Origin of the sequence: Streptomyces sp. CB09001 (assembly GCF_003369795.1) — a bacterium.
Classification (GTDB): Bacteria; Actinomycetota; Actinomycetes; order Streptomycetales; family Streptomycetaceae; genus Streptomyces.
Window position 1 is genome coordinate 4,526,574 of the sequence record NZ_CP026730.1, and the last position, 25,774, is coordinate 4,552,347.

Consider the following 25,774-nt stretch of genomic DNA (forward strand, 5'->3'; position numbering starts at 1 on the left):
CCTTCAGCTCGTCCGGATCGTCCCGTTGTACTGCTCCAGGACCTGGTACAGGCCGATCAGCTCGCGCCCGTACTTCTCCGCTCCGTCGCCCGTGCCGTTGTAGCGGGCGAGGATGGCCTGCGAGTCGCTGTCGCTCGTGTTGAGGCCGGGGCGCGCGACCCCGATCTCGGCTGCGTCCCAGAGGGTGACGTAGGCGGCCGTGGTGATGTTGTAGATCGTGTCCTCGTGCAGGCGGTTCCACACGGAGGCCATGTCCGCGTCGGTGAGGCGGGAGCCGTTGATGATGCCCTGGTCGATGCAGTGGTTACGGGCCTTGATGGCCGTCGCGGCGAAGATCTGCCCCCAGCCGGTGCTGGAGTCGTCCCGGTCGCCGTCCTTGACCGCGTCGTCGGCGAACTTGTCCAAGGGATTCCACTTGCGCAGTTCCCACAGGACAGGAGCCTGCACGAGAGCCTTGCGCACACGCAGCACCCTGGCGAGGTCGGTGAACAGCGGGTCCATCCTGATGACGGATTCGAACGCCTCGGTGGTCGAGATACCGCCGATGGTGGCCCAGTCGTCGTCGTTCCATTCGTCGCCGCCGGTCTCGGGGACCCCGATCGACACCAGGTAGTCCTGGACATCCTTCAGAGCGGCGTCGTGGTAGGAGTCGTCGAAGTCGGTGTCGAGGCCGGTGGGGTCCAGCGGCGTGTCGAAGGAGTCCTGGCCGTCGTCGCGGCCGGAGACGATGTCGACGTCGATCTCGATCCTGCCCTCACCGGAGCCGACCCACTTGGTGACGATCTGGTCGAAGGCCCAGTTGCTCGGCAGGGGGTAGCCGAGGTTTCCGGAGAATCCGCTGGACATGTCGGACACGAAGCTGGTGACGGCGTACCCCTGGTTGTGGACCCGCCGGCACACATTGCGCGGCCCGTAAATGCCCACGTTGTAACTGGAGTTCTCTCCGATCGCCCGGAAGATGCCCTTGAAGTGGGGGATGATGTACTCGGTGACCTCCCAGTCGACGGCGTCGTAGTCGACGGCGAAGTAGATGGTGGTGCCGTTCTTGAAGCCGTAGAACTTCGCCCAGTCGATGGCCGCGAGCGCGGCGTGTACGCCGGCACCGTAGTAGAAGTCGTCCGCGGAACGGTTCCACGTCTGGTATATCGGGAAACAGCGCAGGTCGTTGAAGGCGATGGTGTCCAGTTCGCCGCTCTGGATCTGCTTCTCCGGCAGGGAGCTCCCTCCCGGGGTGAGGTAGCGGCCAACGATCCTGATGCCCTCGGCCTTGAGCGTCGCGGCGCGGGCGTTGGTGATCCTCGTGGTGCAGTCGCACGCGCCTCCCTTGCGGTCCTGGTCGCCGTAGGAGACCAGGAGCGAGGCCCAGGTCCGCACGTCGGCCTTCCCGGTCTCCTCCAGCGCCGCGAACCTCTGGAAGGACCTGACGGCGGTGGCCAGAGTGCTCTCGAAGGCCGCGGTGAAGGCGTCGAATCGCTGATTGAACATCATGGCGGCGGAGAAGAGCCGCACCCAGTTCCCCGCCGCTCCGACGGTCAGGACGTGCTCGCCCAGCCCGGCTTCGGTCTGGTTGCCGAACCAGCCGTCCGCGACGCCGTCGGCCATGCCGATCTCGTACTGGACGGCGTAGATCATGGATTTGGCGACGTCGCGGGAGAAGTGACCGTCGCACGGCATGACGAAGAAGTCTCTGCGCCCGGTGTACCGGCCGTTGAGCCACTGCTGGATCGCACGGACCGTGTCCGACCCGTTGTTCACCACCACGTAGGCGTCCATGGTCAGCAGGGCCTTGAAGACCTTGGGCACCAGGTCCGAGCCGGGGAAGGCGGCGGTGACGCCCATCCGGCGCTTCATGAGGGCGACCGCCGCCTCGGTGCGTTCGTCGTAGATCCCGTTGATCCCGCTTCCGTCGTAGCCCTTGGCGTACAGCGCGGACTGGATGATCATGGTGACGTTGGCGGGGGTGTCGCGGAAGCCGATGCTCGGCCAGGTCGCCTCCAGGGTGGACAGGGTCGTCGGCCCGAAGTTGTTCGACAGATCGGTGATGCCGAGTTCGTACTGGAGGGCACGGGTCAAGGCATACATCAGCTGCCAGCCGGTCTTGCCGTCCTCCTCGACCTTCACGCCGATCTTGTTCTCGCCATAAACGGTGTTCACGAATCTCTGTGCACTGCGGACCATCTCGTCTTCCACGTGACCGCCCCTTCCAGAGGGTTAGGGGGTCCACCGTGGCGAGGATCCGAGTGCAGGGGTACCTCCAAAGTTGCAGGGCGAGGGGTCAGAGACCCAGGGTGCGCAATGCCCGCCACGTGGCCGGCCCCACCATCCCGTCCGCGTCCAGGCCTGCCCGCTTCTGGAAGATCAGGACCGCGCTCTGGGTCTTCGGGCCGAAGTCGCCGTCCACCTCGCCGACCTCCGTGATCCCGTGGAGGTGGCGGAGCAGGCACTGGAGTTCTCTGACCTGGCTGCCACCGTCGCCGCGCTTGATGGTGAAGTCCCAGGTGCCGCTGTGGCCGGCCATGTGGCCGCGGCCGTCGGAGCTCTCGTACACGACGGGCTGCTCGCAGGTGGGAGGCGCGGCGGCGGCGGGGGCCGACTCCCACGGGGTGGTGTAGGCCAGGCTGGCCGCCCCGAGGATCCCTGCCGCGAGCGCCGCCGCCAGGGCCGGGCGGCGCCACCGCCGGGGTCGGAGCCGCGGGAGCCGGACGGACCGGGAGGCGCCCGCCGCCTCTTCCACGCGGCGCAGCAACGTGGCGGTGCCGATGTCGCGCTCCGCGTGGGCCGGGGCCAGGCAGTCCCGCAGGATGTCCTGCCACGCGTCGGGCAGGCTGGGGGACAGGCGCAGTTCCTCACGGCCGCGGGCGTAGCGCATCGCCGCGTCGGAGCGTGCCTCCGAGGTGCCGCCGGGCAGCGGGAAGGCACCGGTCAGGACGACGTGCGCGAGGACGCCGAAGGCCCACACGTCGGCCGACGGGCGGATGCGGGTGCCGCGCTCGTCGACCTCGGGCCACAGCAGCTCGGGCGGGGTGTAGTCCGGGGTGGCGAACGCGGGCGTGTAGGCGTGGGTGCCCTCCAGCTCGGCGGCCATGTTGAAGTCGGCGAGGCGGGCCGAACCGTCCGCCATCAGCAGCACGTTGGCCGGTTTCAGGTCGCCGTGCACCCAGCCCGCGTGGTGCAGCTGGTGCAGGCCCTCGCAGATCTGGGCGAGCAGGGCGGGCCCGGCCTCCGGGGCCGGCGTCCTGGCCAGCACCGCGTCCAGGGAGCCCTCGGCCCGCTCCAGCACCAGGACGGTCGCGCCGTCCAGCTCCGGGTGGTCCGGGTCGTCGACCGTCAGCGTGTCGTACATCCGGATCAGTCGGGGGGAGCGGAGCCGTCGCAGCAGTTGCACCTCGCGTTCGGCCAGGTCGCGCAGGTGGTGCAGCCGGCGCGGGGTACGGGTGCCGGTGGGCAGGAACTTCAGCGCCGCCCGGCGCGGCAGTTCGTCACCGTCGAAGGTGCGCAGGGCCGCGTCGTAGACCGTGGCGAACGCTCCGGAGGCGAGCGGCTCGCGCACCTCCCACGGTCCGATCCGGTAGCCCTTCGGTACGGGGACCGCGTACGGCCGCCCGGTCATCGCTTCGCCTCGCTCGGGACCGGCGCGAGCACCACCAGATCGTCCTCGCGGACGAGGTCGAAGCGGAGGGCGAGGGAGGCCAGGGATTCCTTCTTGCCGTGCGTGCGTCTGCCCGGCTCGGCCGTGTCCGGGCCCGGTCTCAACCGTAGTTTGACGGCGAGGTAGTCGATGTTCCAGTACACGGCGGAGCGGCTGGCCTTGGGCCAGCTGGGGCGCAGCCGCTCCACCATTTCCTCGACCGCGGGCAGCGGCGCCCGGGGTTCACCGCGCAGGCGCCGCTCGCACAGGGCCGCCAGCACCGCGAAGTACCGTTTGGTGCGGTCCAGGGCGAACGCCGGTACGGTACCGGCCCCTTCCAGGCCCCCGCGCTCGACGCTGCGGAAGGCGTGCCGCGGCGCCCAGACGTCGAAGCTGAGCAGGTCCCCCGCGGCGGGCAGGGTCACCCGCGCCAGCTCGAACGGCACCGGTGCCTCCACGCGGCCCGGCGCGACCTTGACGTGCTCGCCGGCCCCCTCCGGGTTCTCCACCACGTAGGTCTGGTCCTCGCTGAGATTGCTCAGCAGCCAGAACGTCCGGTGTGCCGTGATCTCCCCGGCGACCCGCGGCACTCCCGCGTGCGCGATGGCGAGTCCGCCGTCCCGGGCCGGTGCCCTGCCGAACTCGACGCGCTCGCCCGCACTGATCCTCAGCTGCTCTGCGACGCTGCCGCACGACGGCGGTACGACGATGACGCTGTACATGGAGTCGTCCCCCTCCCCCGATCCCCTCGGGGTCAACTTTCCCCAGTCCAACAGGGGGCAGCGTAAGGGAGGGGGATGAGGGCGGCCCAAGCATTCGGACGCCACGGCGGGTCGGTGCGGCGGGTCGGTGCGGCGCGGACGGCGAAACGGCGGCCCCCGGTTCCCTCCGCGGAGGGAACCGGGGGCCGCCGCGGGCGGATCCGGTGGGGGGATCAGCAGGGGCGCAGCGACCAGATCGGGTCCCAGGTCGCGGTGCCCGCCTGGTAGGCCGTCGACGTCCAGCGGACGCTGCCGTCCTTGTTGAAGAACTTGGCGACCGTGCCCCGCGTCTGGTTGTTGGTGAAGGGCCCGTCGCCGGTCCAGTTGGTGAGGTTCCAGGTCTGGCACTTGTAGAAGTCGAACTTCGTGCCCTTGACGACCATGCACAGGTGGCCGTAGTCGCAGGCCAGGTCCTGGGCGCCCTTGGTCACGGGCGCGTCCGTCAGGGTGAGGCCCTCGTACTCGACCGCGTCCGCGGTCACGCGCAGGGGCTTCGGGCTGTCGGCCAGTACCTGGTCGGCCGTCTGCTGGAGGCCGGTCACCCGGGTGCCGCCCGGGCTGTCGGCGGCCGTGGCCGCGACCGTGGAGCCGGCGGCCAGGGCAGTGGCCGCGAGGAGGAGTGCTGCGGGCTTGACGATGTTCATTGTCGTTCCCCCGTGAACGTCGGTGTCGTACCGCCGAGGCGGTGTGCGCACACCGTGCCCCGGGGCGCCCGCCGTGCGGAACCTCGGAACTCCCAGGGTCACCTCCCCGGCCGGGGCGTGTACTCCTTGAGGTGGTGAGCGACGCGGTCGGCGTAGTCGCGGTACTTCGGGGGAACTCCGCCCGCGTCGTTCACCTTCCGGTACGACGTGCGGTAGGCGACGGCGACCAGCACGCTGCGGTCGCCCGCCAGGCCGGCGTCGAGACGGGGTGTGATCCAGCACAGGTAACGGCCCATCGCCGGAATGGACTCGGCGGGCGGGAACGGGGGCTGCGGCACGGTCTCGCCCGGTGTGCCGTCCTCGTTCATCCACCAGCGCAGCACGCTCGGCGTCCAGCGGGCGATGCCGTACTCGTCCTTGGCCGGGTCGGCGAGATCCGGGTCGAAGCCGCTCTCGACCTTCAGCATGGCCGCGATCAGGGCCGGGCTGACCTCCTCGTGTCCGCAGTCGTGCGCCGTCTCCACGATCAGCAGGCGGTAGGCGGGCGGTACGTCACGGTCGGTGCGCAGTTCGGCGGCCCCGTAGGAGGCGGCGGCGACGCTCGCGGTGCCGCCGGGGCGCGGGCCCGCGGCGGGCTCCCGGCCGTCACCGGCCCAGCGGACGACGCCGTAGCCGAGCGCGGCGAGGGCGAGGAGCCCCGCGGTCGCGGCGGCCAGGAGCTTGCGCCTCGGGCGTGCGCGGGGCCGCAGCGAGAACCTCGCCGTGCCGCTCACGCCCCCCGTCACGGCCGTCACCCGGTGCAGCAGCGCGTCGGTGCCGATCCGGTCGGCGTGCGTACGGGTCAGGCACGCCCGCACGATCTCCCGCCATGCCGACGGCAGTTCGGGGGACAGGCGCAGCTCGTCGCCGCCCCGGGCGTACGCGACGGCGGCGTCGCGGCGGGCCGTGGGGGTGCCGCCGGGCAGCGGGAAGGACCCGGTGAGCACCAGGTGGGCCAGCACGCCGAAGGCCCACACGTCGGCGGAGGGGCGGATCCGGCGGCCCCGTTCGCCCACCTCGGACCACAGCAGCTCGGGGGGCGTGTAGTCCGGGGTGGAGAAGGCGGGCGTGTAGGCGTGGGTGCCCTCCAGCTCGGCGGCCATGTTGAAGTCGGCGAGCCGGGCCGAACCGTCCGCCATCAGCAGCACGTTGGCCGGTTTGAGGTCGCCGTGCACCCAGCCCGCCCGGTGCAGTTGCCGCAGGCCCTCGCAGACCTGCGCGAGCAGCGCGGGCCCGGCCGGCGGGCGGGGCGTGGCGGCGAGCAGGGCGGACAGCGAGCCCTCGGCCCGCTCCAGGACGAGGACGGTGGCGCCGTCGAGCCGGGGGTGGGCGGGGTCGTCGACGGTGAGGGTCTCGTACATCCGGATCAGCCGGGGCTGCCGCAGCCGGCGCAGCAACTCGACCTCGCGCTCGACCAGGTCCCGCAGGTGGGACAGCTGCCGCGGGGTGCCGGTGCCGGTGGGCAGGAACTTCAGCGCGACGGTGTCGGGGAACTCCCCGCCCGCACCGCCACCGCGACCGGCGCCGTCCGCGCCGGGTCGGCCCGGGTGCCGAGGTGTGCCGTCCCCGCCCGCGTGCCCCCGCTCTCCGGTGTCGTCCTCGGCCGGGTGGGCCGTGCCGGTGTGCGCGCGGCTCGGGTTGTCGGTGTCGGTGTCGGTGTCGGTGCCGTCGCCGCGGGCGGGGCCGTCGGTGCCTGTCGTGCCGGGGCGGCTCGGGTGGTGCTCCGTTCCGTCCCCGCCGGGTTGCGTCGGCGAGGGCATCGCGGCGCCGGTGCGGCGCGCCGCGTACACGCTGCCGAAGGCGCCGGTCGCGATCGGGGCGTGCACCTCCCAGGCGCCCACCCGGTACCCGCTGGGGACCGGGACGGCGTACGGCTCGGTCATCGCAGGGCCCGGCCGGACGGTGCCGCGAGGACCACCAGGTCGTCCTCGCGGACCAGGTCGAAGCGGAGCGCCAGCGAGACCAGCGACTCCTTCTTGCCGTTCAGCCGGGGGCCCGGCTCGGCGGTCTCCGGGCCCGGCTTCAGCCGCAGCTTCACGGCGAGGTAGTCGATGTTCCACTGCACCGACGTACGGGAGGCGGCCGGCCAGGCCGGACGGAGCCGTTCGACGACCTGGTCCGTGGTGGGCAGCGGCGCGTGCGGCGCCCCGCGCAGCCGCGGCTCGCACAGCGCCGCCAGCACCGCGAAGTACCGCTTGGTGCGGTCGACGGAGAAGGCCGGGGCGGTCGGCTCGCCGTCGGTGCCGTCCTCGCCGCGCAGATAGTCGTGGCGCGGCGCCCACACCTCGACCGGCAGCAGGTCACCGGCGGCGGGCAGCACGATCCGCGAGAACTCGAAGGGCACCGGGGCGTCGAGGCGGCCGGGCGCCACCTTGATGTGCTCGCCCGCGCCCTCCGGGTTCTCCACCACGTAGGTCTGGCGGGCGGAGAGGTTGCTCAGGGTCCAGAAGGTGCCGTGCGCCGCGATCTCACCGGCTCTGCGGGACACCCCGTCGTGCCCGATCCGCAGCCCGCCCCCGGACACGGACCGCCCGAAGACGAGCCGTTCGCCGGGCGCGAGCCGGTACTGGGTGCTGGTGTCTTCGTCCTCCGTGGTCGGCGGAGGTACCACGATGATGCTGTACAAGGTGCGTCTCCCCGTGCCTGACGGCTACCCACGCCAGACTAGGGCGACGCACCAGGGCCGTGCCCCCCTCGTACGGGTGAGACACGGCCCTGTGACGTGATTGGCGAGAAAGCGCTCCGCGCCGGTCAGTAGCGGGGTCGCCTGAACCACTCGGCGCTGGCGCGCTTGGCGGCGAACACGATCAGCAGGATCGAGACGATCATGATGAGCAGGCCGAGGCCGTAGATGGCCAGGGTGAAGATGCCGGTCACGATCGCGAGGGAACCGTAGACGATCGAGCAGACCCGGACCGCGTTGCTGCCCTTGGCGTACTGCAGCACCAGGACGAGACCGAGTACGGCGTAGACCGCGGCCAGCGCGAGGAAGAAGACGACGATGCCCTTGCCCAGCTCGAGGAAACGTTCCGCTTCGGCGTCCCCGGTGACGCCGGCCTCCAGCATCACCTCGTCCCACTGGGACAGGTTGTAGCCGTAGACCGCGGCGACGATCAGGTGGGCGGCGGCGATCACGGCGAGCATGATCTGCGCCGCGCGCGTGATGCCCGGCATCTCCGTCGGTCCCGGCCCGTAGCCTCCGCCGTACGGCTGCTGCACCGGAGGCGCCGCCGGGTACCCGTAACCGGGCTGGCCCTGGGGCTGCTGCTGCGGGTAGCCGTAGTTCGGCTGCTGGCCGCCCTGCGGGGGGCCGTAGGGGTTGTTCGGGTCGCCGAAACTCATGGCGGGTCTTCCTCCGTCGCTGTCAAGTGCGGGGACGACGCGCGGCTCGACTCGGAGGAGATTCTTCTCGAGCGGTTCGTCCCCCCGGTACGGCCCCGCGGCACTGTGCTGCCCAATCGTTCTTGACCGAACTCTGACTTGTCCAGCCCGCCCACAAGGCGTTGTGCAAGTGCAACAACATCGATCATGAGCGGATAGGGCGGGACGTGTCCCGCGGCGTCCGGAAGGTTCCCGCGCGGTGCCCGCATGCCGACCTGATTGGAACCCGGGGCAGGTCATCCGCGAGGATGGGGGCATGACCGCCCAGATTCTCGATGGCAAGGCCACCGCAGCCGCGATCAAGTCCGAACTGACCGCCCGCGTGGCGGCGCTGAAGGAGAGGGGTGTCACGCCCGGCCTCGGCACCGTCCTGGTCGGCGACGACCCTGGCAGCCAGAAGTACGTCGCCGGCAAGCACCGCGACTGCGCCCAGGTCGGCATCGCCTCCATCCAGCGCGAACTGCCGGCCACGGCCACGCAGGAGGAGATCGAGGCGGTCGTCCGCGAGCTGAACGAGGACCCGGCCTGTACGGGGTACATCGTCCAGCTGCCGCTGCCCAGGGGCATCGACGAGAACCGCATCCTCGAACTGATGGACCCGGACAAGGACGCGGACGGCCTGCACCCGATGAACCTGGGCCGCCTCGTCCTGAACGAGCCGGCGCCGCTGCCCTGCACCCCCAACGGCATCCTCACCCTCCTGCGCCGCTTCGGCGTCGAGATCAAGGGCGCCGAGGTCGTGGTCGTCGGCCGCGGTGTCACCATCGGCCGCCCGATGCCGCTGCTGCTCACCCGGCGCAGCGAGAACGCCACCGTGACCCAGTGCCACACCGGCACCCGGGACCTGGCCGCGCACCTGAAGCGCGCGGACATCGTGATCGCCGCGGCGGGCTCCCCGCACCTGGTCCGGCCCGAGGACGTCAAGCCGGGCGCGGCCGTCCTCGACGTCGGCGTCTCCCGCAACGCCGAGGGCAAGATCATGGGCGACGTGCACCCCGGCGTGGCCGAGGTGGCCGCCTGGATCTCCCCGAACCCCGGCGGCGTCGGCCCCATGACCCGGGCCCAGCTGCTCGTCAACGTGGTGGAGGCGGCGGAGCGCAGTGCCGGCTGAGAACACCGACGCCGGGCGTCCGGGCGACGCGCGGGTCCCGGAGAACAGCGCCGGTGACCGGGCGGCCCCGGCCCCGCAGGCATCACAGGTCTCCGAGGACGCGGACGGCATCACCGTCCGCGACCCGGTCAGCGCGCCCGACGCCAAGGGGCGGCCGCGGCGCACCACGCGCCGGTTCCCGCTCTTCACCCGGGACACCGCCCGGCCCGAGGGCGGCGGCCGAGCCGCGACCGGCGACGCGCCGGCGCCCGCCCGGCAGTGGCCGGTGCTCACCGTGACACTGCTGGTCGGCGTGGGGCTCCTGCTGACCGCGCTGGACGTGTTCCGCTGGGGGCTGGTCCTCGTCGGCGCCGCGTTGCTGCTCGGTGCCGCGCTCCGCTGGACGATGCCCCGCGTCGGCATGCTCGCCGTGCGCTCGCGCTTCACGGACATCGTGACCTACGGCGTCCTCGGCCTCTCCATCGCCCTGCTGGCGCTGATGGCCCAGCCGAACCCGGTGCTGGAGATCCCGTTCCTCAAGGACACCCTGCACTTCACGGTCAGCTAGGGCCCGTCCCCGTCCCCCGGCGCGGTCGCCGCGACGCGGGACGGCGGCCCGTTCTGGGTCGCCGCGACGCGGGACGGCGGCCCGTCCTCACCCCCGTGAAAGGACGGGCCGCCGCCGGGAACAACCTTGCTGCACTTCGAACGCCCTGTTCAACGCCTGGCAGGGCGCTGTGGCACGGAAGTGACCGTTCCGCTACTCCGCTACGCGACCACTTCTCGGGGGTTCCGTTCCGGTCACGGGAACGCCGGTGGGACACTGGACCCCGGGTCGGTGGGCGTGCGACGGTGCACGTTCGCGGGCTCTGTGCTCCTGTGCGCCCCCACCCCGGGAACTGAGATCCTGACCGGGCGCATCCCTGTGGGTAGCCAGAAACGGGTGCCGCGCGGGGGGACGCCGCGCGCGAGGACCAGCGGGGAAACGACCAGCACGTCACCGGGGGAAGAGGGGGAAGCAGTGCCTCGTTGGAAGGCCTTGCCGGAGGAACTCGATCCGCAGATCAGAGAGTTCGCCAGTCAGCTGCGCCGGCTCGTGGACCGCAGTGAGCTGAGCGTCGCGTCGGTGGCCGACGCCACGGGCTACAGCAAGACGTCCTGGGAGCGCTATCTGAACGGCCGGCTGCTGGCGCCGAAGGGCGCCATCGTGGCCCTGGCCGAGGTGACGGGGACCAACCCCGTCCACCTGACCACCATGTGGGAGCTGGCCGAGCGCGCCTGGAGCCGCTCGGAGATGCGCCACGACATGACCATGGAGGCCATCCGGATCTCCCAGGCCCGAGCGGCGCTCGGCGAACTGGGCACGCCCGCGGCCAGGTCGGGCAACCCCGCGGCCAAGTCGGGCCACGGCGGCAGGGGGAGCCGGACCGGCCGCCACGGCGGCGGCGCGTCGGCCGCGGCCGGGGTCGCCGGGCCCGCGGGTGTGTCGCCCACGCTGCCGCCGACGGTGCCGGCCCAGCCGACGGCCGCCGACAGCCCCGACTCCGCCCTCGGCGCGGTCCGGGACGACGGCGGACCCGGTGCGTCGTCCGCCCCGTCCCCCGGCGGAGCGACCGACGGCAACTCGTGGGGTCTCGCCGGGTACCGGGGCCCCGCGCCGACCGGTGACCGCGCGGCCCGCTCCGGCGTCCGGACCGGCACCGGGGAGCCGATGGCGCCGGCCGGACCCGCCGAGCCGAACGGCCCCGCCTCCTCCGGCAGGTACGGCGAGCCCTCCTCCGGGGCGTACGGCGAGCCTCCGTTGGGCGCGTACGGCGAGCCACCGCACGGTGACCCCCGTGCGTCCCGCCGGACCCCCTCGGGCGGCGGCAACAAGCGCGTGACGACCCTCGTCGCGGGCGTCGTCGGTGCCCTCGTCGTGGCCGCGGGCGCCTTCTTCCTCCTGAAGGACGGCGGCGACAAGAAGAACGAGGGCACCAAGCCCTCTCCGTCCCCCACGGTGAGCAGCAGCCCGAAGCTGCCGCCGGGCGTGAAGTGCAGCGGCGACGCCTGCACCGGCAAGGACCCGGAGGTCATGGGCTGCGGCGGCGACCTGGTGACCACCGGCGCGAGGGCCGTGGTCGGCACGGCCGCCGTCGAGGTCCGCTACAGCGAGGTCTGCGGTGCCGCGTGGGCCCGCGTCTCCCAGGCCGCTCAGGGCGACGAGGTCCAGGTGAACGCCGGTGGTGCCAATGAGCAGCGGGCCACGGTCGGGAACGCCGGCGCCACCGTCGCGTACACCCCGATGGTCGCCGTGAAGTCCGCGGCCGACGCCACGGCGTGCGCGACGCTGGCGGCCGGACCGCAGGGCTGCACGAAGTAGCGGCGAGCGGGCCCGAGGGGAGTGCCGGGCCGGCCGGCGGGCCGGCGAAGAAAGTTCGCCCGCGGCAGGCATGGCCGGCGGCGCCACGGGCACGCGAGAAGTACCCCCACGGGAGTCCGGCAACGGTATCCCCGGACGGCGGTCGCCTTCGTCCACCCTCTCCCGGACCAGGCGGCCGCCTTCTTTCGCGTGCACCTCCGCTCCGCTTTCGCGTGCACCTCCGCTCCGCGCCCCGGTCCTGTGGGCCGGGCCACACCGACCCGGACGTGCCGGACACCACGGGCGCGATAGCCTGACGGCTGGATCGATCTCTTGATACCAAGAGATCGATCAAACGCCCGGGGCCGGGACGCCCCACCGCCAGCTGTCATACGGAGAACGCCATGACTCGCACTCCCGTGAACGTCACCGTCACCGGCGCGGCCGGCCAGATCGGTTACGCCCTGCTCTTCCGCATCGCCTCCGGCCAGCTGCTCGGCGCGGACGTGCCGGTCAAGCTGCGCCTCCTGGAGATCACTCCGGCGCTCAAGGCCGCCGAGGGCACCGCGATGGAGCTGGACGACTGCGCGTTCCCGCTCCTCCAGGGCATCGAGATCACCGACGACCCGAATGTGGCCTTCGACGGCGCCAACGTCGCCCTCCTCGTCGGCGCCCGCCCCCGCACCAAGGGCATGGAGCGCGGCGACCTCCTGGAGGCCAACGGCGGCATCTTCAAGCCGCAGGGCAAGGCCATCAACGACCACGCCGCGGACGACATCAAGGTCCTCGTCGTCGGCAACCCGGCCAACACCAACGCCCTGATCGCCCAGGCCGCCGCCCCGGACGTACCGGCCGAGCGCTTCACCGCGATGACCCGTCTGGACCACAACCGCGCGCTGACCCAGCTGGCGAAGAAGACGGGCTCGACGGTCGCCGACATCAAGCGCCTGACCATCTGGGGCAACCACTCCGCCACCCAGTACCCGGACATCTTCCACGCCACGGTCGCCGGCAAGAACGCCGCGGAGGCCGTGAACGACGAGAAGTGGCTGGCCGAGGACTTCATCCCGACCGTCGCCAAGCGCGGCGCCGCCATCATCGAGGCCCGCGGTGCCTCCTCGGCCGCGTCCGCCGCCAACGCCGCCATCGACCACGTGTACACGTGGGTCAACGGCACCGCCGAGGGCGACTGGACCTCCATGGGCATCCCGTCGGACGGCTCCTACGGCGTCCCGGAGGGCATCATCTCCTCCTTCCCGGTCACCACCAAGGACGGCACGTACGAGATCGTCCAGGGCCTGGACATCAACGAGTTCTCCCGCGCCCGCATCGACGCCTCCGTCAAGGAGCTGTCGGAGGAGCGCGAGGCGGTCCGCGGTCTCGGCCTCATCTGAGCCCGCCCCGACGCCCGCACGGGCCCCGTTCCGGTTCAGGCCGGGACGGGGCCCGTGTCCGTTTCTGTACGCCCATAAGACCCTTTTGCCGCTTTCCTTCGTGATGCGCCGCACTTTCGGCCGGCGAACAGGCATGCAATCGGGGCCGCGGGGCAGGGGCTCACGGTCCCCGAGAGCGACACCCGGGTGACGCAGGGGGACCGATCAGGAACGGAAGGCAACACCGACCATGGCGAACAGCACGCACACTCCGGCGGAGCGGGCGCACCGGACCATCCACGCGGGAGGCGAGTGGCTCGCGGCGTCCTCCGGCGCCACGCGCGAGATCCTCGACCCCGCGGACGCCCTGCCGTTCGCCGTGGTCGCGGAGGGCGACGAGAAGGACACCGACCTCGCGGTGTCCGCCGCCCGCCGTGCCTTCGACGCGGGCGACTGGCCGCACACCCCGGTCGCCGAGCGCGCCGCCCTGCTGCGCCGCGTCGCCGGCCTCCTCGTACGCGACCGCGAACAGCTGGGCCTGCTGGAGAGCCGCGACGCGGGCAAGACCGTCGAGGAGGGGCGCGTCGACATCGACTGCGTCGCCGACGCCTTCCGCTACTTCGCCGACCTGGTCGCGGGCGAGGCACCCGGCCGCGTCGTCGACGCGGGCTCGCCCGAGATCCACAGCGTCGTCGTGCACGAGCCGGTCGGCGTCTGCGCGATGATCACGCCCTGGAACTACCCGCTCCTCCAGGCCAGTTGGAAGATCGCCCCGGCGCTCGCCGCCGGCAACACCTTCGTGGTCAAGCCCAGCGAGATCACCCCGCTCACCACGGTCGCCCTGATCGGCCTGCTCGTCGAGGCCGGCCTCCCCACCGGCGTCGCGAACATCGTCACCGGCCCCGGGCACACCGTCGGCGCCCGGCTCGCCGAGCACCCCGACGTCGACCTGGTCTCCTTCACCGGCGGCCTGACCAGCGGTATCAAGGTCGCCCAGGCCGCCGCCGTCACCGTCAAGAAGGTCGCCCTCGAACTCGGCGGCAAGAACCCCAACGTGGTCTTCGCCGACGCCTGCGAGACCGAGGAGGGCTTCGACACCGCCGTCGACCAGGCCCTCAACGCCGCCTTCATCCACAGCGGGCAGGTCTGCTCCGCCGGCGGCCGCCTCATCGTCGAGGAGTCGGTCCGCGAACGCTTCGTCGCCGAACTCGCCCGCCGCGCGGAGCGGATCCGCCTCGGCCGCGGCACCGAGGAGGGCGTCGAGTGCGGCCCGCTCGTCTCCGCCCAGCAGCGCGCCAAGACCGAGGACTACGTCGCCTCCGCCCTCGCCGAGGGCGCCGAACTCCGCTGCGGCGGCCGCCGTCCCGAGCCGTCCCCCCAGCGGCCCGAGTCCGGCTACTTCTACGAGCCGACCGTCCTCGACCACTGCCACCGCGAGATGCGGGTCGTACGGGAGGAGGTCTTCGGACCGGTCCTCACCGTCGAGACCTTCCGCACCGAGGACGAAGCCGTAGCCCTCGCCAACGACACCGAGTACGGTCTGGCCGGTGCCGTCTGGACCGCCGACGCGGGACGGGCCCGCCGGGTCGCGGGCCGGCTGCGGCACGGCACCGTGTGGATCAACGACTTCCACCCCTACCTGCCGCAGGCGGAGTGGGGCGGCTTCGGCAAGAGCGGCGTGGGCCGCGAACTGGGCCCCGCGGGCCTCGCCGAGTACCGCGAGAGCAAGCACGTCTACCAGAACCTGGCGCCGAAGCCCGTCCGCTGGTTCTCCGGCTGACCACTCCCGCCCCCGTACGTCCCCGCACCATCCGCTCGCCCCACTGGAGTACCCCCATGCCAGAAACCACCCACGTCTACGACTACGTCGTCATCGGCGGCGGCACCGCGGGCTCGGTGATCGCCTCCCGGCTCACCGAGAACCCGGACGTCACCGTCGCCGTCATCGAGGGCGGCCCCAGTGACGTCGGCCGCGACGACGTGCTGACCCTGCGCCGCTGGATGGGCCTGCTCGGCGGCGAGCTGGACTACGACTACCCCACCACCGAGCAGCCGCGCGGCAATTCGCACATCCGGCACAGCCGCGCCCGCGTCCTCGGCGGCTGCTCCTCGCACAACACCCTCATCGCCTTCAAGCCGCTGCCCTCCGACTGGGACGAGTGGGAGGCGGCCGGAGCCAAGGGCTGGGGCGCGGTCCAGATGGAGGCGTACTTCGCCCGCCTGAAGAACAACGTCGTCCCGGTCGACGAGAAGGACCGCAACGCCATCGCCCGCGACTTCGTGGACTCGGCGCAGAAGACACTGGACGTCCCCCGGGTCGAGGGCTTCAACAAGAAGCCGTTCACCGAGGGCGTCGGCTTCTTCGACCTCGCCTACCACCCCGAGAACAACAAGCGTTCGTCGGCGTCGGTGGCCTACCTGCACCCCGTGATGGACGAGCGCGCCAACCTCACGCTGATGCTGGAGACGTGGGCGTACCGGCTCGAACTCGACGGCACCCGCGCCGAGGGCGTGCACGTCCGCACCAAGGACGGCGAGGAGATCCTGGTCAAGGCACGCAACGAGGTGGTCCTCAGCGCCGGCGCCGTCGACTCCCCGCGCCTGCTGCTGCACTCCGGCATCGGCCCCAGGGACCAACTGGAGGCCCTCGGCATACCCGTGGCGCTCGACCTGCCCGGCGTCGGCGAGAACCTGCTCGACCACCCCGAGTCGGTGATCGTGTGGGAGACCGAAGGCCCCATCCCGGACAACTCCGCGATGGACTCCGACGCCGGTCTGTTCGTGCGCCGCGACCCCGAACACGCGGGCCCCGACCTGATGTTCCACTTCTACCAGATCCCGTTCACGGACAACCCGGAGCGCCTCGGCTACGAGCGCCCCGAGTTCGGCGTCTCCATGACCCCGAACATCCCCAAGCCGAAGTCCCGCGGCCGCCTCTACCTGACCAGCGCCGACCCGTCGGTGAAGCCCGCCCTGGACTTCCGCTACTTCACCGACGAGGACGACTACGACGGCCGCACCCTCGTCGACGGCATCCGCATCGCCCGCGAGATCGCCAAGTCGCAGCCGCTGGCCGGCTGGCTCAAGCGCGAGGTCTGCCCCGGCCCGGACATCACCGGCGACCAGGAGCTGAGCGAGTACGCCCGCAAGGTCGCCCACACCGTCTACCACCCGGCCGGCACCTGCAAGATGGGCGCCGCCACCGACGAGACGGCCGTCGTCGACCCGGAGCTGCGCATCCGCGGCCTTCAGGGCATCCGCATCGCCGACGCCTCCGTCTTCCCGACCATGCCCGCCGTCAACCCGATGATCGGGGTCCTCATGGTCGGCGAGCGCGCCGTCGAGCTGATCGGCGGTGACGCCCGATGAGCACCACTGACAAGGACACCACCACCACCGCCGCCGCGACCGACACCGTGACCGAGCGCCCGCCGGTCTTCTCCGTCGACGGCCTGTGGAAGGTCTTCGGCCCGAAGGCCGCCCGCGTTCCCGCCGACCCGGACCTCACCACCCTGAGCCCGGCCGAGCTGCGCTCCCGCACCGGCTGCACGGCCGCCGTCGCCGACGTCTCCTTCGACGTGCGCAAGGGCGAGGTCTTCGTCGTCATGGGCCTGTCCGGCTCCGGCAAGTCCACCCTCGTACGCTGTCTGACCCGCCTCATCGAGCCGACGGCCGGGTCCATCGCCATCGACGGCGAGGACGTCCGCGCGATGGACAGGTCCCGGCTGCGCGAACTGCGCCGGCACCGGGCCGCGATGGTCTTCCAGCACTTCGGCCTGCTCCCGCACCGCACCGTCCTGGACAACGTCGCCTACGGCCTGGAGGTCCAGGGCATGGGCCGCGCCGAGCGCCGCGAGCGCGCCGCCGCGATCGTCGCCAAGGTCGGCCTGGAGGGCCTGGAGCAGCGCCGCCCCGGCCAGCTCTCCGGCGGCCAGCGCCAGCGCGTCGGCCTCGCCCGCGCCCTCGCCGTCGACCCCGAGGTGCTGCTCTTCGACGAGCCGTTCAGCGCCCTGGACCCGCTGATCCGGCGCGACATGCAGGAGGAGGTCGTCCGGCTGCACCGCGAGGAGGGCCGCACGATGGTCTTCATCACCCACGACCTCCAGGAGGCCCTCAAGCTCGGCGACCGCATCGCCCTGATGCGCGACGGCCGGGTGGTGCAGCTCGGCACGCCGGAGGAGATCGTCGGCTCGCCCGCCGACGACTACGTCCGCGAGTTCGTCCGCGACGTGCCGCGCGAACAGGTCCTCACCGTCCGCACGGCGATGCGCCCCGCCACCTCCGCCGACGAGGCGGGCACGGGCCCGGCGATCCGCCCGGACGCCACGGTCTCGGAAGCCATCGAGGCGGTGGCGAGAGCGGGCTCGGCGGCCCGCGTCATGGACGAGGGCCGCTGCCTGGGCGTGGTCGACGCGACCGACCTCCTGTCGGTGGTAGCAGGCACAGCAGACGAGCCCGCCCCCGCTGCGGGCAGTCGTGCCGCTGGGGCGGCACGGGTGGGCGCAGCGGCAACCGGCGAGCGCCGTGAGCCGACCGACCCTCGCCCAGCCACGACCGAGGAGCCGGTCTGATGGCAACGATCACCGCAGCGCCCCGAAAGGCCACCCCGCCGGGCATCCTCACCCACCCCGCAACCCGCAAGCTCCTCGCCCTGGCGGCACTGGCAGCCATCCTCATCCCCATAGCCGCCACGCAGTGGCCCGGCGCCACCTGGCCCACCGCCCTCACCGTCGACGTTTCCGAACCCCTCGGCAGGGCCAGCGACTGGATCATCGACAACAGGGACAGCCACCCCCTGTTCCTCTACTTCTTCGGCCACGTCAGCAACGTCGTCGTCATCGCCGTCCGTGCCGTGTACCTCGCCCTCCTCGCCGTCGGCTGGGCCGGGGTCACCGCGATCGGCGCCCTGGTCGCCTGGCGGGTGGCCGGTGCGAGGCTCGCGGCGGGCACCGCGGCCGCGTTCCTGGCCTGCGGCCTGCTCGGCATGTGGGTGCCGACGATGCAGACCCTCGCCCTGATGGTCGTGGCCGTCCTCGCGTCCGTCGCGGTCGGCGCCCTGCTGGGCCTCGCCGCGGGCCTGTCCGACCGGATGGACCGCGTCCTGCGCCCGGTGCTGGACACCATGCAGGTGCTGCCCGCCTTCGCCTACCTCCTCCCCGTCGTCCTGGTCTTCGGCATCGGTGTCCCCGCCGCCGTGCTGGCCACCGTCGTCTACGCCGCCCCGCCCATGGCCCGGCTCACCTCGCTGGGCCTGCGCGGCGCGGACCGGGAGGTCCTGGAGGCCGTCGAGTCCCTCGGCACCACCGCCCGCCAGCGGCTGCTGACCGCCCGTATCCCGCTGGCCCGCAAGGAACTCCTCCTCGGCGTCAACCAGACGATCATGATGGCGCTGTCCATGGCCGTCATCGCCTCGGTCATCGGCGCCGGCGGCCTCGGCGACCGCGTCTACCAGGCGCTCGCCTCGGTCGACGTCGGCGCGGCCCTCGCGGCCGGCATCCCGATCGTGCTGCTCGCGGTCGTCCTGGACCGGGTGACCGGCGCGGCCGGGGAACGGCTCGGCGAGTCCGGAAAGTCCCCGGTGACCTGGCTGTACGCCCTGGCCGTCGCCGCGGCCGTCGCGCTCGCCGGACGCCTGGCCGGTTTCCTCGACTGGCCCAACGGGTGGGACGTGGACATCGCCGAGCCCGTCAACCGGGCCGTCGACTGGATGACCGCCCACCTGTACTCCGGCGTCCCCGTCGTCGGCGGCACCGCCGACTGGGCCGCGCACTTCACCAGCTGGGTGCTCAACCCCCTCCGCGACGGCCTCCAGTGGCTGCCCTGGTGGTCCGTGCTCCTGATCGTCGCCGCCCTGGCCTGGCTGATCGGCACCTGGCGTACCGCGCTCACCGCCGTCCTCGCGATGGCCGCGATCGGCGTACTCGGCGTGTGGAACCCGTCCCTGGACACGCTTTCCCAGGTGCTCGCCGCCGTCGCCGTGACCCTCGTCCTGGGCTTCGCCACCGGCATCGCCGCCGCCCGCAGCGACCGCTTCGAGCGCCTGCTGCGGCCCGTGCTCGACGTCTTCCAGACCATGCCGCAGTTCGTGTACCTGATCCCGGTCGTCGCCCTGTTCGGCGTGGGCCGCGCGCCCGCCGTGGCGGCAGCCGTCGTCTACGCCCTCCCGGCCGTCGTCCGCATCACCGCCCAGGGCCTGCGCCAGGTCGACCCGGCCGCCATGGAGTCGGCCCGCTCGCTCGGCGCCACCAGTGGCCAGCAACTGCGCCAGGTCCAGCTTCCGCTGGCCCGCCGGGCCCTGCTGCTCGCCGTCAACCAGGGCGTCGTCCTGGTCCTCGCCGTCGTCATCATCGGCGGCCTGGTCGGCGGTGGCGCGCTCGGCTACCAGGTGGTCTTCGGCCTGGCCCAGGGCGACCTGGCGACCGGCCTGGTCGCGGGCGCCGCGATCGTCTGCCTCGGCCTGATGCTCGACCGCGTCACCCAGCCCACCGAACGCCGTACGACGAAGAAGGGAGCCTGACATGCGACTGCGACTGCGACTCCGACCGCGACCGCGTATGCGTACGACCTCCGCCGTCGCGGGGGTGGCCGCGCTGACGCTGCTCACCGGCTGCGGCGCCGCCGACATGACCAAGCAGGCGTCCCCGTACGCCAACGCCCAGGGCGCCAGGACCGTCACCCTGTCCGTGCAGTCCTGGGTCGGCGCCCAGGCCAACGTGGCCGTCGCCCAGTACCTGCTGGAGCACGAGCTGGGCTACCGCGTCGACACCGTCCAGGTCGACGAGGTCCCCGCCTGGGACGCGCTCAGCCAGGGCCGCGTCGACGCCATCCTGGAGGACTGGGGCCACCCCGAGCAGGAACAGCGCTACGTCGAGGACAAGAAGACCATCGCCGCGGGCGGCGACCTCGGCGTCACCGGGCACATCGGCTGGTTCGTCCCGACGTACTTCGCGAAGAAGCACCCGGACGTCACCGACTGGAAGAACCTGGACAAGTACGCCGACCTGCTGCGCACCGCGGAGAGCGGCGGCAAGGGCCAGCTCCTGGACGGCTCCCCGTCCTACGTCACCAACGACAAGGCCCTGGTGCAGAACCTGGACCTGGACTACCAGGTCGTCTTCGCCGGTTCGGAGGCCGCCCAGATCACCCAGATGCAGCAGTTCGCCAAGGAGAAGAAGCCCTTCCTCAGCTACTGGTACACCCCCCAGTGGCTGATGGAGAAGGTGCCGATGACCGAGGTGAAGCTGCCGCCGTACGAGGAGGGCTGCGACGCCGACCCGGAGAAGGTCGCCTGCGCCTACCCCGTCACCCCGCTGCAGAAGTACCTCAACGCCGGCTTCGCGAAGGACGGCGGCAAGGCGGCGGAGTTCCTCAAGCGGTTCAAGTGGACGACGGAGGACCAGAACCAGGTCTCCCTGATGATCGCCGAGCAGAAGATGCGGCCCGAGGAGGCGGCGAAGAAGTGGGTGGACGGCCACGAGTCCGTCTGGAAGCAGTGGCTGCCCTGACCCTCACTCCGCGGGTCGGCCCGCGAGCCCTGCCGCGGCCTCCCGCACCGCCTGCTCCGCCTGCCGCTGCAGGCCGGGCCCGAACGTGATCCGGGTGGCCCCGAGCCCGCCGAGCTCGACGGGACCGGGGCCCTGCCCGGGCCGCGCGAACACGTTCACCGGCCCCTGGATCCCGGCCCGCAGCAGCGGCAGCAGGGCGGTCGGGGCGGCGATCGGGTACACGCAGTCGGCGCCCGCGGCGACGTACGCGGCGGCCCGCTCGATCGCCGCTCCCGGATCGTCGACGCCCCGGATGAACGTGTCGATCCGGGCGTTCAGGAAGAGCCGGTCACCGGCCTCCTCCCGCACCCCGGCCAGCCACTCGGCGTGCTCCGCCGGGTCCCTGAGGCCCTCGTCGGTGGAGTCCTCCAGGTTGCAGCCGACCACGCCCACCTCGAGGAGCCGCTCCACCAGCTCCTTCGGCGCCAGTCCGTAGCCGCCCTCGACGTCCGCCGACACGGGTACGTCCACGGCGCGCACGATCCGCGCGACCGCCGCGAACATCTCGTCGGCCGGGGTCTGCCCGTCCTCGTACCCGAGCGAGGCCGCCACCCCGGCGCTCGGCGTCGCGAGCGCAGGGAACCCGGCCTCCACGAACACCCGGGCGCTCGCCGCGTCCCAGGGGCCCGGCAGGACGAGGGGGTCGTCCGGAACCCGGCCGTGGTGCAGGGCGCGGAACGCGGCGGCACGACTCACGGTGTGTAACCCCCCGGTGGGACCCTGCGGCTGACCATCAGCCGGTTCCAGCTGTTGATGACGGTGATCAGCCCGATCAGGTGGGCCAGTTCGCCGTCGTCGAAGTGTACGGCGGCCTCCTCGTACACCGTGTCGGACACGAAGCCCTCGGTCAGCACGGTCATCGCCTCGGTCAGCGCGAGCGCGGCCCGCTCCCGCCCGTCGTACAGGCCCTCCGCCTCCTCCCAGGCGGCGAGCAGACCGAGGCGCTCCTCACCCTCCCCGTTCCTGCGGGCCAGGGAGAGGTGCATGTCCAGGCAGAACGCGCAGTGGTTGAGCTGCGAGGCCCGGATCATCACCAGCTCGGCGAGCACGGGGTCGCCGAGCCCCTTCTTGGCCGCCGCGCTCAGCGCCGACAGCGCCTTGCCGACCTCCCGGTCCAGGAGCTGCGTGCGTGCCGTCACGCGTGCCCGCCGGGCGTGTAGTGGCCCGGCGTCATCCGGCAGGTCACGCCGAACCGGTTCCAGGCGTTGATCGTCGTGATCGCGGCGATCAGCTGCGCCAGTTCCGGCTCGTCGAAGTGCTTGGCGGCCTTCTCGTACACCTCGTCCGGCACGAAGCCGTCGGTCAGCACGGTGACCGCCTCGGTCAGCTCGACCGCCGCCAGCTCCTTCTCCGTGTAGAAGTGCCGCGACTCCTCCCAGGCCGCCAGCTGCACGATCCGCTCCACGCTCTCGCCGGCGGCGAGAGCGTCCTTGGTGTGCATGTCGAGGCAGAAGGCGCAGTGGTTGATCTGCGAGGCGCGGATCTTCACCAGCTCGTACAGCGCCGGATCCAGACCCCGCTTGGCGACGGTCTCGAGCCGGATCATCGCCTTGTAGACCTCGGGGGCGTGCTGCGACCAGTTCAGCCGGGCGGGCAGCTCGGCGGCGTAGGCCGTGGTCTTCGTGTCATCGGTGGGTGTCGTCATGCCTCGACCCTAGGAAGGAAACAGCCCAGCGGTATGGTCCATTTCCATGGCGAATTCCTGGGCCACTCTCGGCGTCGACCTGCACCTGGAACCCACCGGTCCCGGCCTGCGCCGCGGCCTCACCGACGCGTTGCGCGAGGCCGTCCGCACCGGCCGCCTGGGCCCCGGCACCCGGCTGCCCTCCTCCCGCGTCCTCGCCGCCGACCTCGGCATCGCCCGCAACACCGTCGCCGACGCCTACGCCGACCTCGTCGCCGAGGGCTGGCTCACCGCGCGCCAGGGCTCGGGCACCCGCGTCGCCGACCGCGTCGCCGCCCCGCCCGCCGGAGCCTCGGTCCGGCGCCCCCGGGAGCCCGCCCGCCCCGTCCACGACCTGCGCCCCGGCAGCCCGGACCTCGCCGGCTTTCCGCGCGTCGAGTGGCTCAGGGCCGCCCGCCGCGCCGTCACGGCCGCCCCCAACGACGCCTTCGGCTACGGCGATCCCCGCGGCCACCCCGAACTGCGCGGCGCGCTGTCCGCCTACCTCGCCCGTGCCCGTGGCGTGCGCGCCGCCCCCGACCACCTGCTCGTCTGCGGCGGCGTCGCGCACGCCCTGGCGGTGCTGGCCGCGGTGCTGCTGGCGCGTGGCGTGCGCACCGTGGCCGTCGAGTCGTACGGCCTCCACGTCCACCGCGACCTGCTCGAAGCAGCCGGTCTGCGGACCGTCCCGCTGCCCGTCGACGACCGGGGTGCCGACCCCGGGGCGCTCACGGACGAGGGCGCCGTACTGCTCACCCCCGCCCACCAGTTCCCGACCGGCGTGCCGCTGCACCCCGACCGCCGGGCGGCCTTCGTGGACTGGGCACGGCGCACCGGCGCCCTGATCCTGGAGGACGACTACGACGGCGAGTTCCGCTACGACCGCCAGCCCGTCGGCGCCCTCCAGGGACTCGCCCCCGACCACGTCGTCTACCTCGGCACCGCCAGCAAGTCCCTCGCCCCCGGCCTGCGACTGGCCTGGGCGGTGCTCCCGCCGGGGCTCGCCGACGAGGTCACGGCGACCCGCGGCGGCTCCGACACCTGCGGCGTGCTGGAACAGCTCACCCTGGCCGAGTTCCTCACCTCCGGGGCCTACGACCGTCACGTCCGCGCCTGCCGCCTGCGTTACCGGCGCCGCCGGGACGCCCTGGTAGCGGCCCTCGCCGGCCGGGTCCCCGAGGTGCGGGTCGCCGGCATCGCGGCCGGTCTGCACGCCGTACTCGGTCTGCCGACCGGCACCGAGCAGCAGGTACTCAGATCGGCGGCCTGGCACGGCCTGGGCCTGCACGGCCTGTCCGTCTTCCGCCACCCGAGGGCCACGGCCGACCCGCTGGACGCGGTGGTCGTCGGCTACGGCACCCCGCCCGACCACGCCTGGACGGGCGCCCTGGACGCACTGTGCCGGGCGCTGCCCTAGGGAGTGTCGTTCGGATCTTGCCCGGGTCGCGGGGTCCGGCACGCACTCCCCACTGCCCGAAGCGCGTGGGAAGTGCCCCCAGCGGCGTTGTCGCCGGGCTGCCAGGGCTCCGCCCCGGCGCCCCTCCTCCGCTTTGCAGCCGCACGCACCAGACCCCGCCCGGGCCGGCAACAAGGCAGCGTTGCCTGGAGCCGGCCTGATCCAAACGGCACCCCCTGGCGTCCGCCGCCGATGCCGGCCGGGCCCACGACCGGTTCGACCGGCGCCCTTCCGCATCACGGACACCCACGGCATGCCCCCGCCCCACCCGGTAGCCTGGCCCCGGGCCGTGACTGGCGCGCTGGGATGGGATGGACCATCGGGGAGCGGTCCCGGAACACCGAGAGCCGTGCGCCTGGGCCATCCGTACCGCGAACGCTGAAACCGACGTCCGGAGGACCCCTTGCCCGCCGAAATCTCCCCCGAGTCCACCGCCTACCGAGCCGCGCTCGACGTCATCCGAGCCGTCGAACCCCGCGTCGCGGACGCCATCGGCCAGGAGGTCGCCGACCAGCGCGAGATGCTCAAGCTGATCGCCTCCGAGAACTACGCCTCCCCGGCCACGCTCCTGGCGATGGGCAACTGGTTCAGCGACAAGTACGCCGAGGGCACCATCGGCCGCCGCTTCTACGCCGGCTGCCGCAACGTCGACACCGTCGAGTCCCTCGCCGCCGAACACGCGCGCGAGCTGTTCGGCGCCCGCCACGCCTACGTCCAGCCGCACTCCGGCATCGACGCCAACCTGGTCGCCTTCTGGGCCGTCCTGGGCGCCCGCGTCGAGGTGCCCTTCCTGGAGAAGACCGGCGCCCGCCAGGTCAACGACCTGACCGACGCCGACTGGGCCGAGCTGCGCCAGGCCTTCGGCAACCAGCGGATGCTCGGCATGTCCCTGGACGCCGGCGGCCACCTCACCCACGGCTTCCGGCCGAACATCTCCGGCAAGATGTTCGACCAGCGTTCCTACGGCACCGACCCGGCCACCGGCCTCATCGACTACGAGGCCCTGCGCGCCTCCGCCCGCGAGTTCAAGCCGCTGATCATCGTCGCGGGCTACTCCGCGTACCCCCGGCTGGTGAACTTCCGGATCATGCGCGAGATCGCCGACGAGGTCGGCGCGACCCTCATGGTCGACATGGCGCACTTCGCCGGCCTGGTCGCGGGCAAGGTCCTCACCGGCGACTTCGACCCGGTCCCGCACGCCCAGATCGTGACGACCACCACGCACAAGTCGCTGCGCGGACCGCGCGGCGGCATGGTCCTGTGCGACGACTCGCTCAAGGACCAGGTCGACCGCGGCTGCCCGATGGTCCTCGGCGGCCCGCTCCCGCACGTCATGGCCGCCAAGGCCGTGGCCCTCGCCGAGGCCCGCCGGCCCGCGTTCCAGGACTACGCCCAGCGCATCGTCGACAACGCCCGCGCCCTCGCCGAGGGCCTGACCAAGCGCGGCGCCACCCTGGTGACCGGCGGCACCGACAACCACCTCAACCTGATCGACGTGGCGTCCTCCTACGGCCTCACCGGCCGCCAGGCCGAGGCCGCCCTGCTCGACTCCGGCATCGTCACCAACCGCAACGCCATCCCGGCCGACCCGAACGGCGCCTGGTACACCTCCGGCATCCGCATCGGCACCCCGGCGCTGACCACGCGCGGCCTCGGCACGGCGGAGATGGACGAGGTCGCGGGCCTCATCGACCGCGTCCTCACCGCCACCGAGCCCGGCACCACCAAGTCCGGCGCCCCGTCCAAGGCCTCCCACGTCCTCGACGCGAAGGTCGCCGACGAGATCTCGCACCGCGCGACCGACCTGGTGTCCGGCTTCCCGCTGTACCCGGAGATCGACCTCGGCTGAGAGGC

21 protein-coding genes and 1 riboswitch are annotated in these 25,774 nt (G+C 72.5%); of the genes, 11 read left to right on the forward strand and 10 right to left on the reverse strand.

All coding sequences use genetic code 11. The features are described from left to right. Positions 1-3 precede the first annotated feature (3 nt). The 7 genes from C4J65_RS21190 to C4J65_RS21220 form a co-directional block, all read right to left on the reverse strand. Positions 4-2,190: a glycoside hydrolase domain-containing protein gene (locus tag C4J65_RS21190; RefSeq protein WP_115743795.1), complete on the reverse strand. Its 2,187-nt coding sequence runs from the start codon at positions 2,188-2,190 to the stop codon at positions 4-6. Between the two features lie 85 nt (positions 2,191-2,275). After that, complete coding sequence (locus C4J65_RS21195; RefSeq protein ID WP_115743796.1) at positions 2,276-3,610, reverse strand: protein kinase; 1,335 nt, start codon at positions 3,608-3,610, stop codon at positions 2,276-2,278. Next, complete coding sequence (locus C4J65_RS21200) at positions 3,607-4,350, reverse strand: FHA domain-containing protein (protein ID WP_115743797.1); 744 nt, start codon at positions 4,348-4,350, stop codon at positions 3,607-3,609. Before C4J65_RS21200 ends, C4J65_RS21195 begins: the two co-directional genes overlap by 4 nt. A 212-nt stretch (positions 4,351-4,562) precedes the next feature. Beyond that, on the reverse strand, positions 4,563-5,033 hold the full coding sequence (locus C4J65_RS21205; protein ID WP_115743798.1) for a hypothetical protein: 471 nt from the start codon (positions 5,031-5,033) through the stop codon (positions 4,563-4,565). 98 nt (positions 5,034-5,131) lie between these two features. After that, a complete protein-coding gene (locus tag C4J65_RS21210) occupies positions 5,132-6,955 on the reverse strand; it encodes a protein kinase (protein WP_115743799.1) in 1,824 nt (607 codons plus the stop codon). Then, positions 6,952-7,698, reverse strand: coding sequence for an FHA domain-containing protein (locus C4J65_RS21215; protein WP_162833267.1), 747 nt, complete (start codon positions 7,696-7,698; stop codon positions 6,952-6,954). Before C4J65_RS21215 ends, C4J65_RS21210 begins: the two co-directional genes overlap by 4 nt. 125 nt (positions 7,699-7,823) lie before the next feature. Continuing rightward, positions 7,824-8,414 (reverse strand): hypothetical protein, encoded by a 591-nt coding sequence (locus C4J65_RS21220; protein ID WP_115743800.1) that lies wholly within the window; start codon positions 8,412-8,414, stop codon positions 7,824-7,826. A gap of 295 nt (positions 8,415-8,709) precedes the next feature. Between C4J65_RS21220 and C4J65_RS21230 the strand changes: the two genes are divergently transcribed. The 9 genes from C4J65_RS21230 (at position 8,710) to C4J65_RS21270 (ending at position 20,762) form a co-directional block, all read left to right on the forward strand. Then, positions 8,710-9,564: a bifunctional methylenetetrahydrofolate dehydrogenase/methenyltetrahydrofolate cyclohydrolase gene (locus C4J65_RS21230; protein WP_115743801.1), complete on the forward strand. Its 855-nt coding sequence runs from the start codon at positions 8,710-8,712 to the stop codon at positions 9,562-9,564. Further along, the gene (locus C4J65_RS21235) at positions 9,554-10,111 is read left to right on the forward strand and encodes a DUF3017 domain-containing protein (protein WP_115743802.1); all 558 of its coding nucleotides are present in this window, start codon (positions 9,554-9,556) and stop codon (positions 10,109-10,111) included. The genes C4J65_RS21230 and C4J65_RS21235 overlap by 11 nt, the downstream gene beginning before the upstream one ends. A 453-nt stretch (positions 10,112-10,564) precedes the next feature. Further along, on the forward strand, positions 10,565-11,905 hold the full coding sequence (locus tag C4J65_RS21240; RefSeq protein ID WP_205351045.1) for an XRE family transcriptional regulator: 1,341 nt from the start codon (positions 10,565-10,567) through the stop codon (positions 11,903-11,905). A 383-nt stretch (positions 11,906-12,288) separates the two neighbouring features. Next, positions 12,289-13,278: a malate dehydrogenase gene (locus C4J65_RS21245; RefSeq protein WP_115743804.1), complete on the forward strand. Its 990-nt coding sequence runs from the start codon at positions 12,289-12,291 to the stop codon at positions 13,276-13,278. 229 nt (positions 13,279-13,507) lie between these two features. Further along, positions 13,508-15,037: an aldehyde dehydrogenase family protein gene (locus C4J65_RS21250; protein ID WP_115743805.1), complete on the forward strand. Its 1,530-nt coding sequence runs from the start codon at positions 13,508-13,510 to the stop codon at positions 15,035-15,037. A gap of 56 nt (positions 15,038-15,093) precedes the next feature. After that, a complete protein-coding gene (locus tag C4J65_RS21255) occupies positions 15,094-16,626 on the forward strand; it encodes a GMC oxidoreductase (protein ID WP_115743806.1) in 1,533 nt (510 codons plus the stop codon). Then, complete coding sequence (locus C4J65_RS21260; protein WP_115743807.1) at positions 16,623-17,828, forward strand: glycine betaine/L-proline ABC transporter ATP-binding protein; 1,206 nt, start codon at positions 16,623-16,625, stop codon at positions 17,826-17,828. The genes C4J65_RS21255 and C4J65_RS21260 overlap by 4 nt, the downstream gene beginning before the upstream one ends. Next, positions 17,828-19,774, forward strand: coding sequence for an ABC transporter permease subunit (locus tag C4J65_RS21265; RefSeq protein ID WP_115743808.1), 1,947 nt, complete (start codon positions 17,828-17,830; stop codon positions 19,772-19,774). The genes C4J65_RS21260 and C4J65_RS21265 overlap by 1 nt, the downstream gene beginning before the upstream one ends. A gap of 37 nt (positions 19,775-19,811) precedes the next feature. Further along, the gene (locus C4J65_RS21270; RefSeq protein WP_162833268.1) at positions 19,812-20,762 is read left to right on the forward strand and encodes an ABC transporter substrate-binding protein; all 951 of its coding nucleotides are present in this window, start codon (positions 19,812-19,814) and stop codon (positions 20,760-20,762) included. Between the two features lie 3 nt (positions 20,763-20,765). Here the strand turns inward: C4J65_RS21270 and C4J65_RS21275 are convergent, their stop codons facing one another. Genes C4J65_RS21275 through C4J65_RS21285 form a run of 3 tightly spaced genes read right to left on the reverse strand, consistent with a single transcriptional unit; the run spans position 20,766 to position 22,446 of the window. Continuing rightward, on the reverse strand, positions 20,766-21,497 hold the full coding sequence (locus C4J65_RS21275; protein ID WP_115743810.1) for an isocitrate lyase/phosphoenolpyruvate mutase family protein: 732 nt from the start codon (positions 21,495-21,497) through the stop codon (positions 20,766-20,768). Next, positions 21,494-21,940: a carboxymuconolactone decarboxylase family protein gene (locus C4J65_RS21280; RefSeq protein WP_115743811.1), complete on the reverse strand. Its 447-nt coding sequence runs from the start codon at positions 21,938-21,940 to the stop codon at positions 21,494-21,496. Before C4J65_RS21280 ends, C4J65_RS21275 begins: the two co-directional genes overlap by 4 nt. Continuing rightward, entirely contained in the window at positions 21,937-22,446 is a 510-nt protein-coding gene (locus tag C4J65_RS21285) for a carboxymuconolactone decarboxylase family protein (RefSeq protein WP_115743812.1), read from the reverse strand. Before C4J65_RS21285 ends, C4J65_RS21280 begins: the two co-directional genes overlap by 4 nt. A gap of 46 nt (positions 22,447-22,492) precedes the next feature. Between C4J65_RS21285 and C4J65_RS21290 the strand changes: the two genes are divergently transcribed. Next, a complete protein-coding gene (locus C4J65_RS21290) occupies positions 22,493-23,881 on the forward strand; it encodes a PLP-dependent aminotransferase family protein (protein WP_115743813.1) in 1,389 nt (462 codons plus the stop codon). A gap of 318 nt (positions 23,882-24,199) precedes the next feature. Next, positions 24,200-24,288: riboswitch (ZMP/ZTP riboswitch) on the forward strand. Positions 24,289-24,323: 35 nt separating this feature from the next. Further along, positions 24,324-25,769 carry a glycine hydroxymethyltransferase gene (locus C4J65_RS21295; RefSeq protein WP_115743814.1) on the forward strand — a complete coding sequence of 482 codons (1,446 nt, stop codon included), beginning with the start codon at positions 24,324-24,326 and terminating at the stop codon, positions 25,767-25,769. The last annotated feature ends 5 nt before the right edge of the window (positions 25,770-25,774 follow it).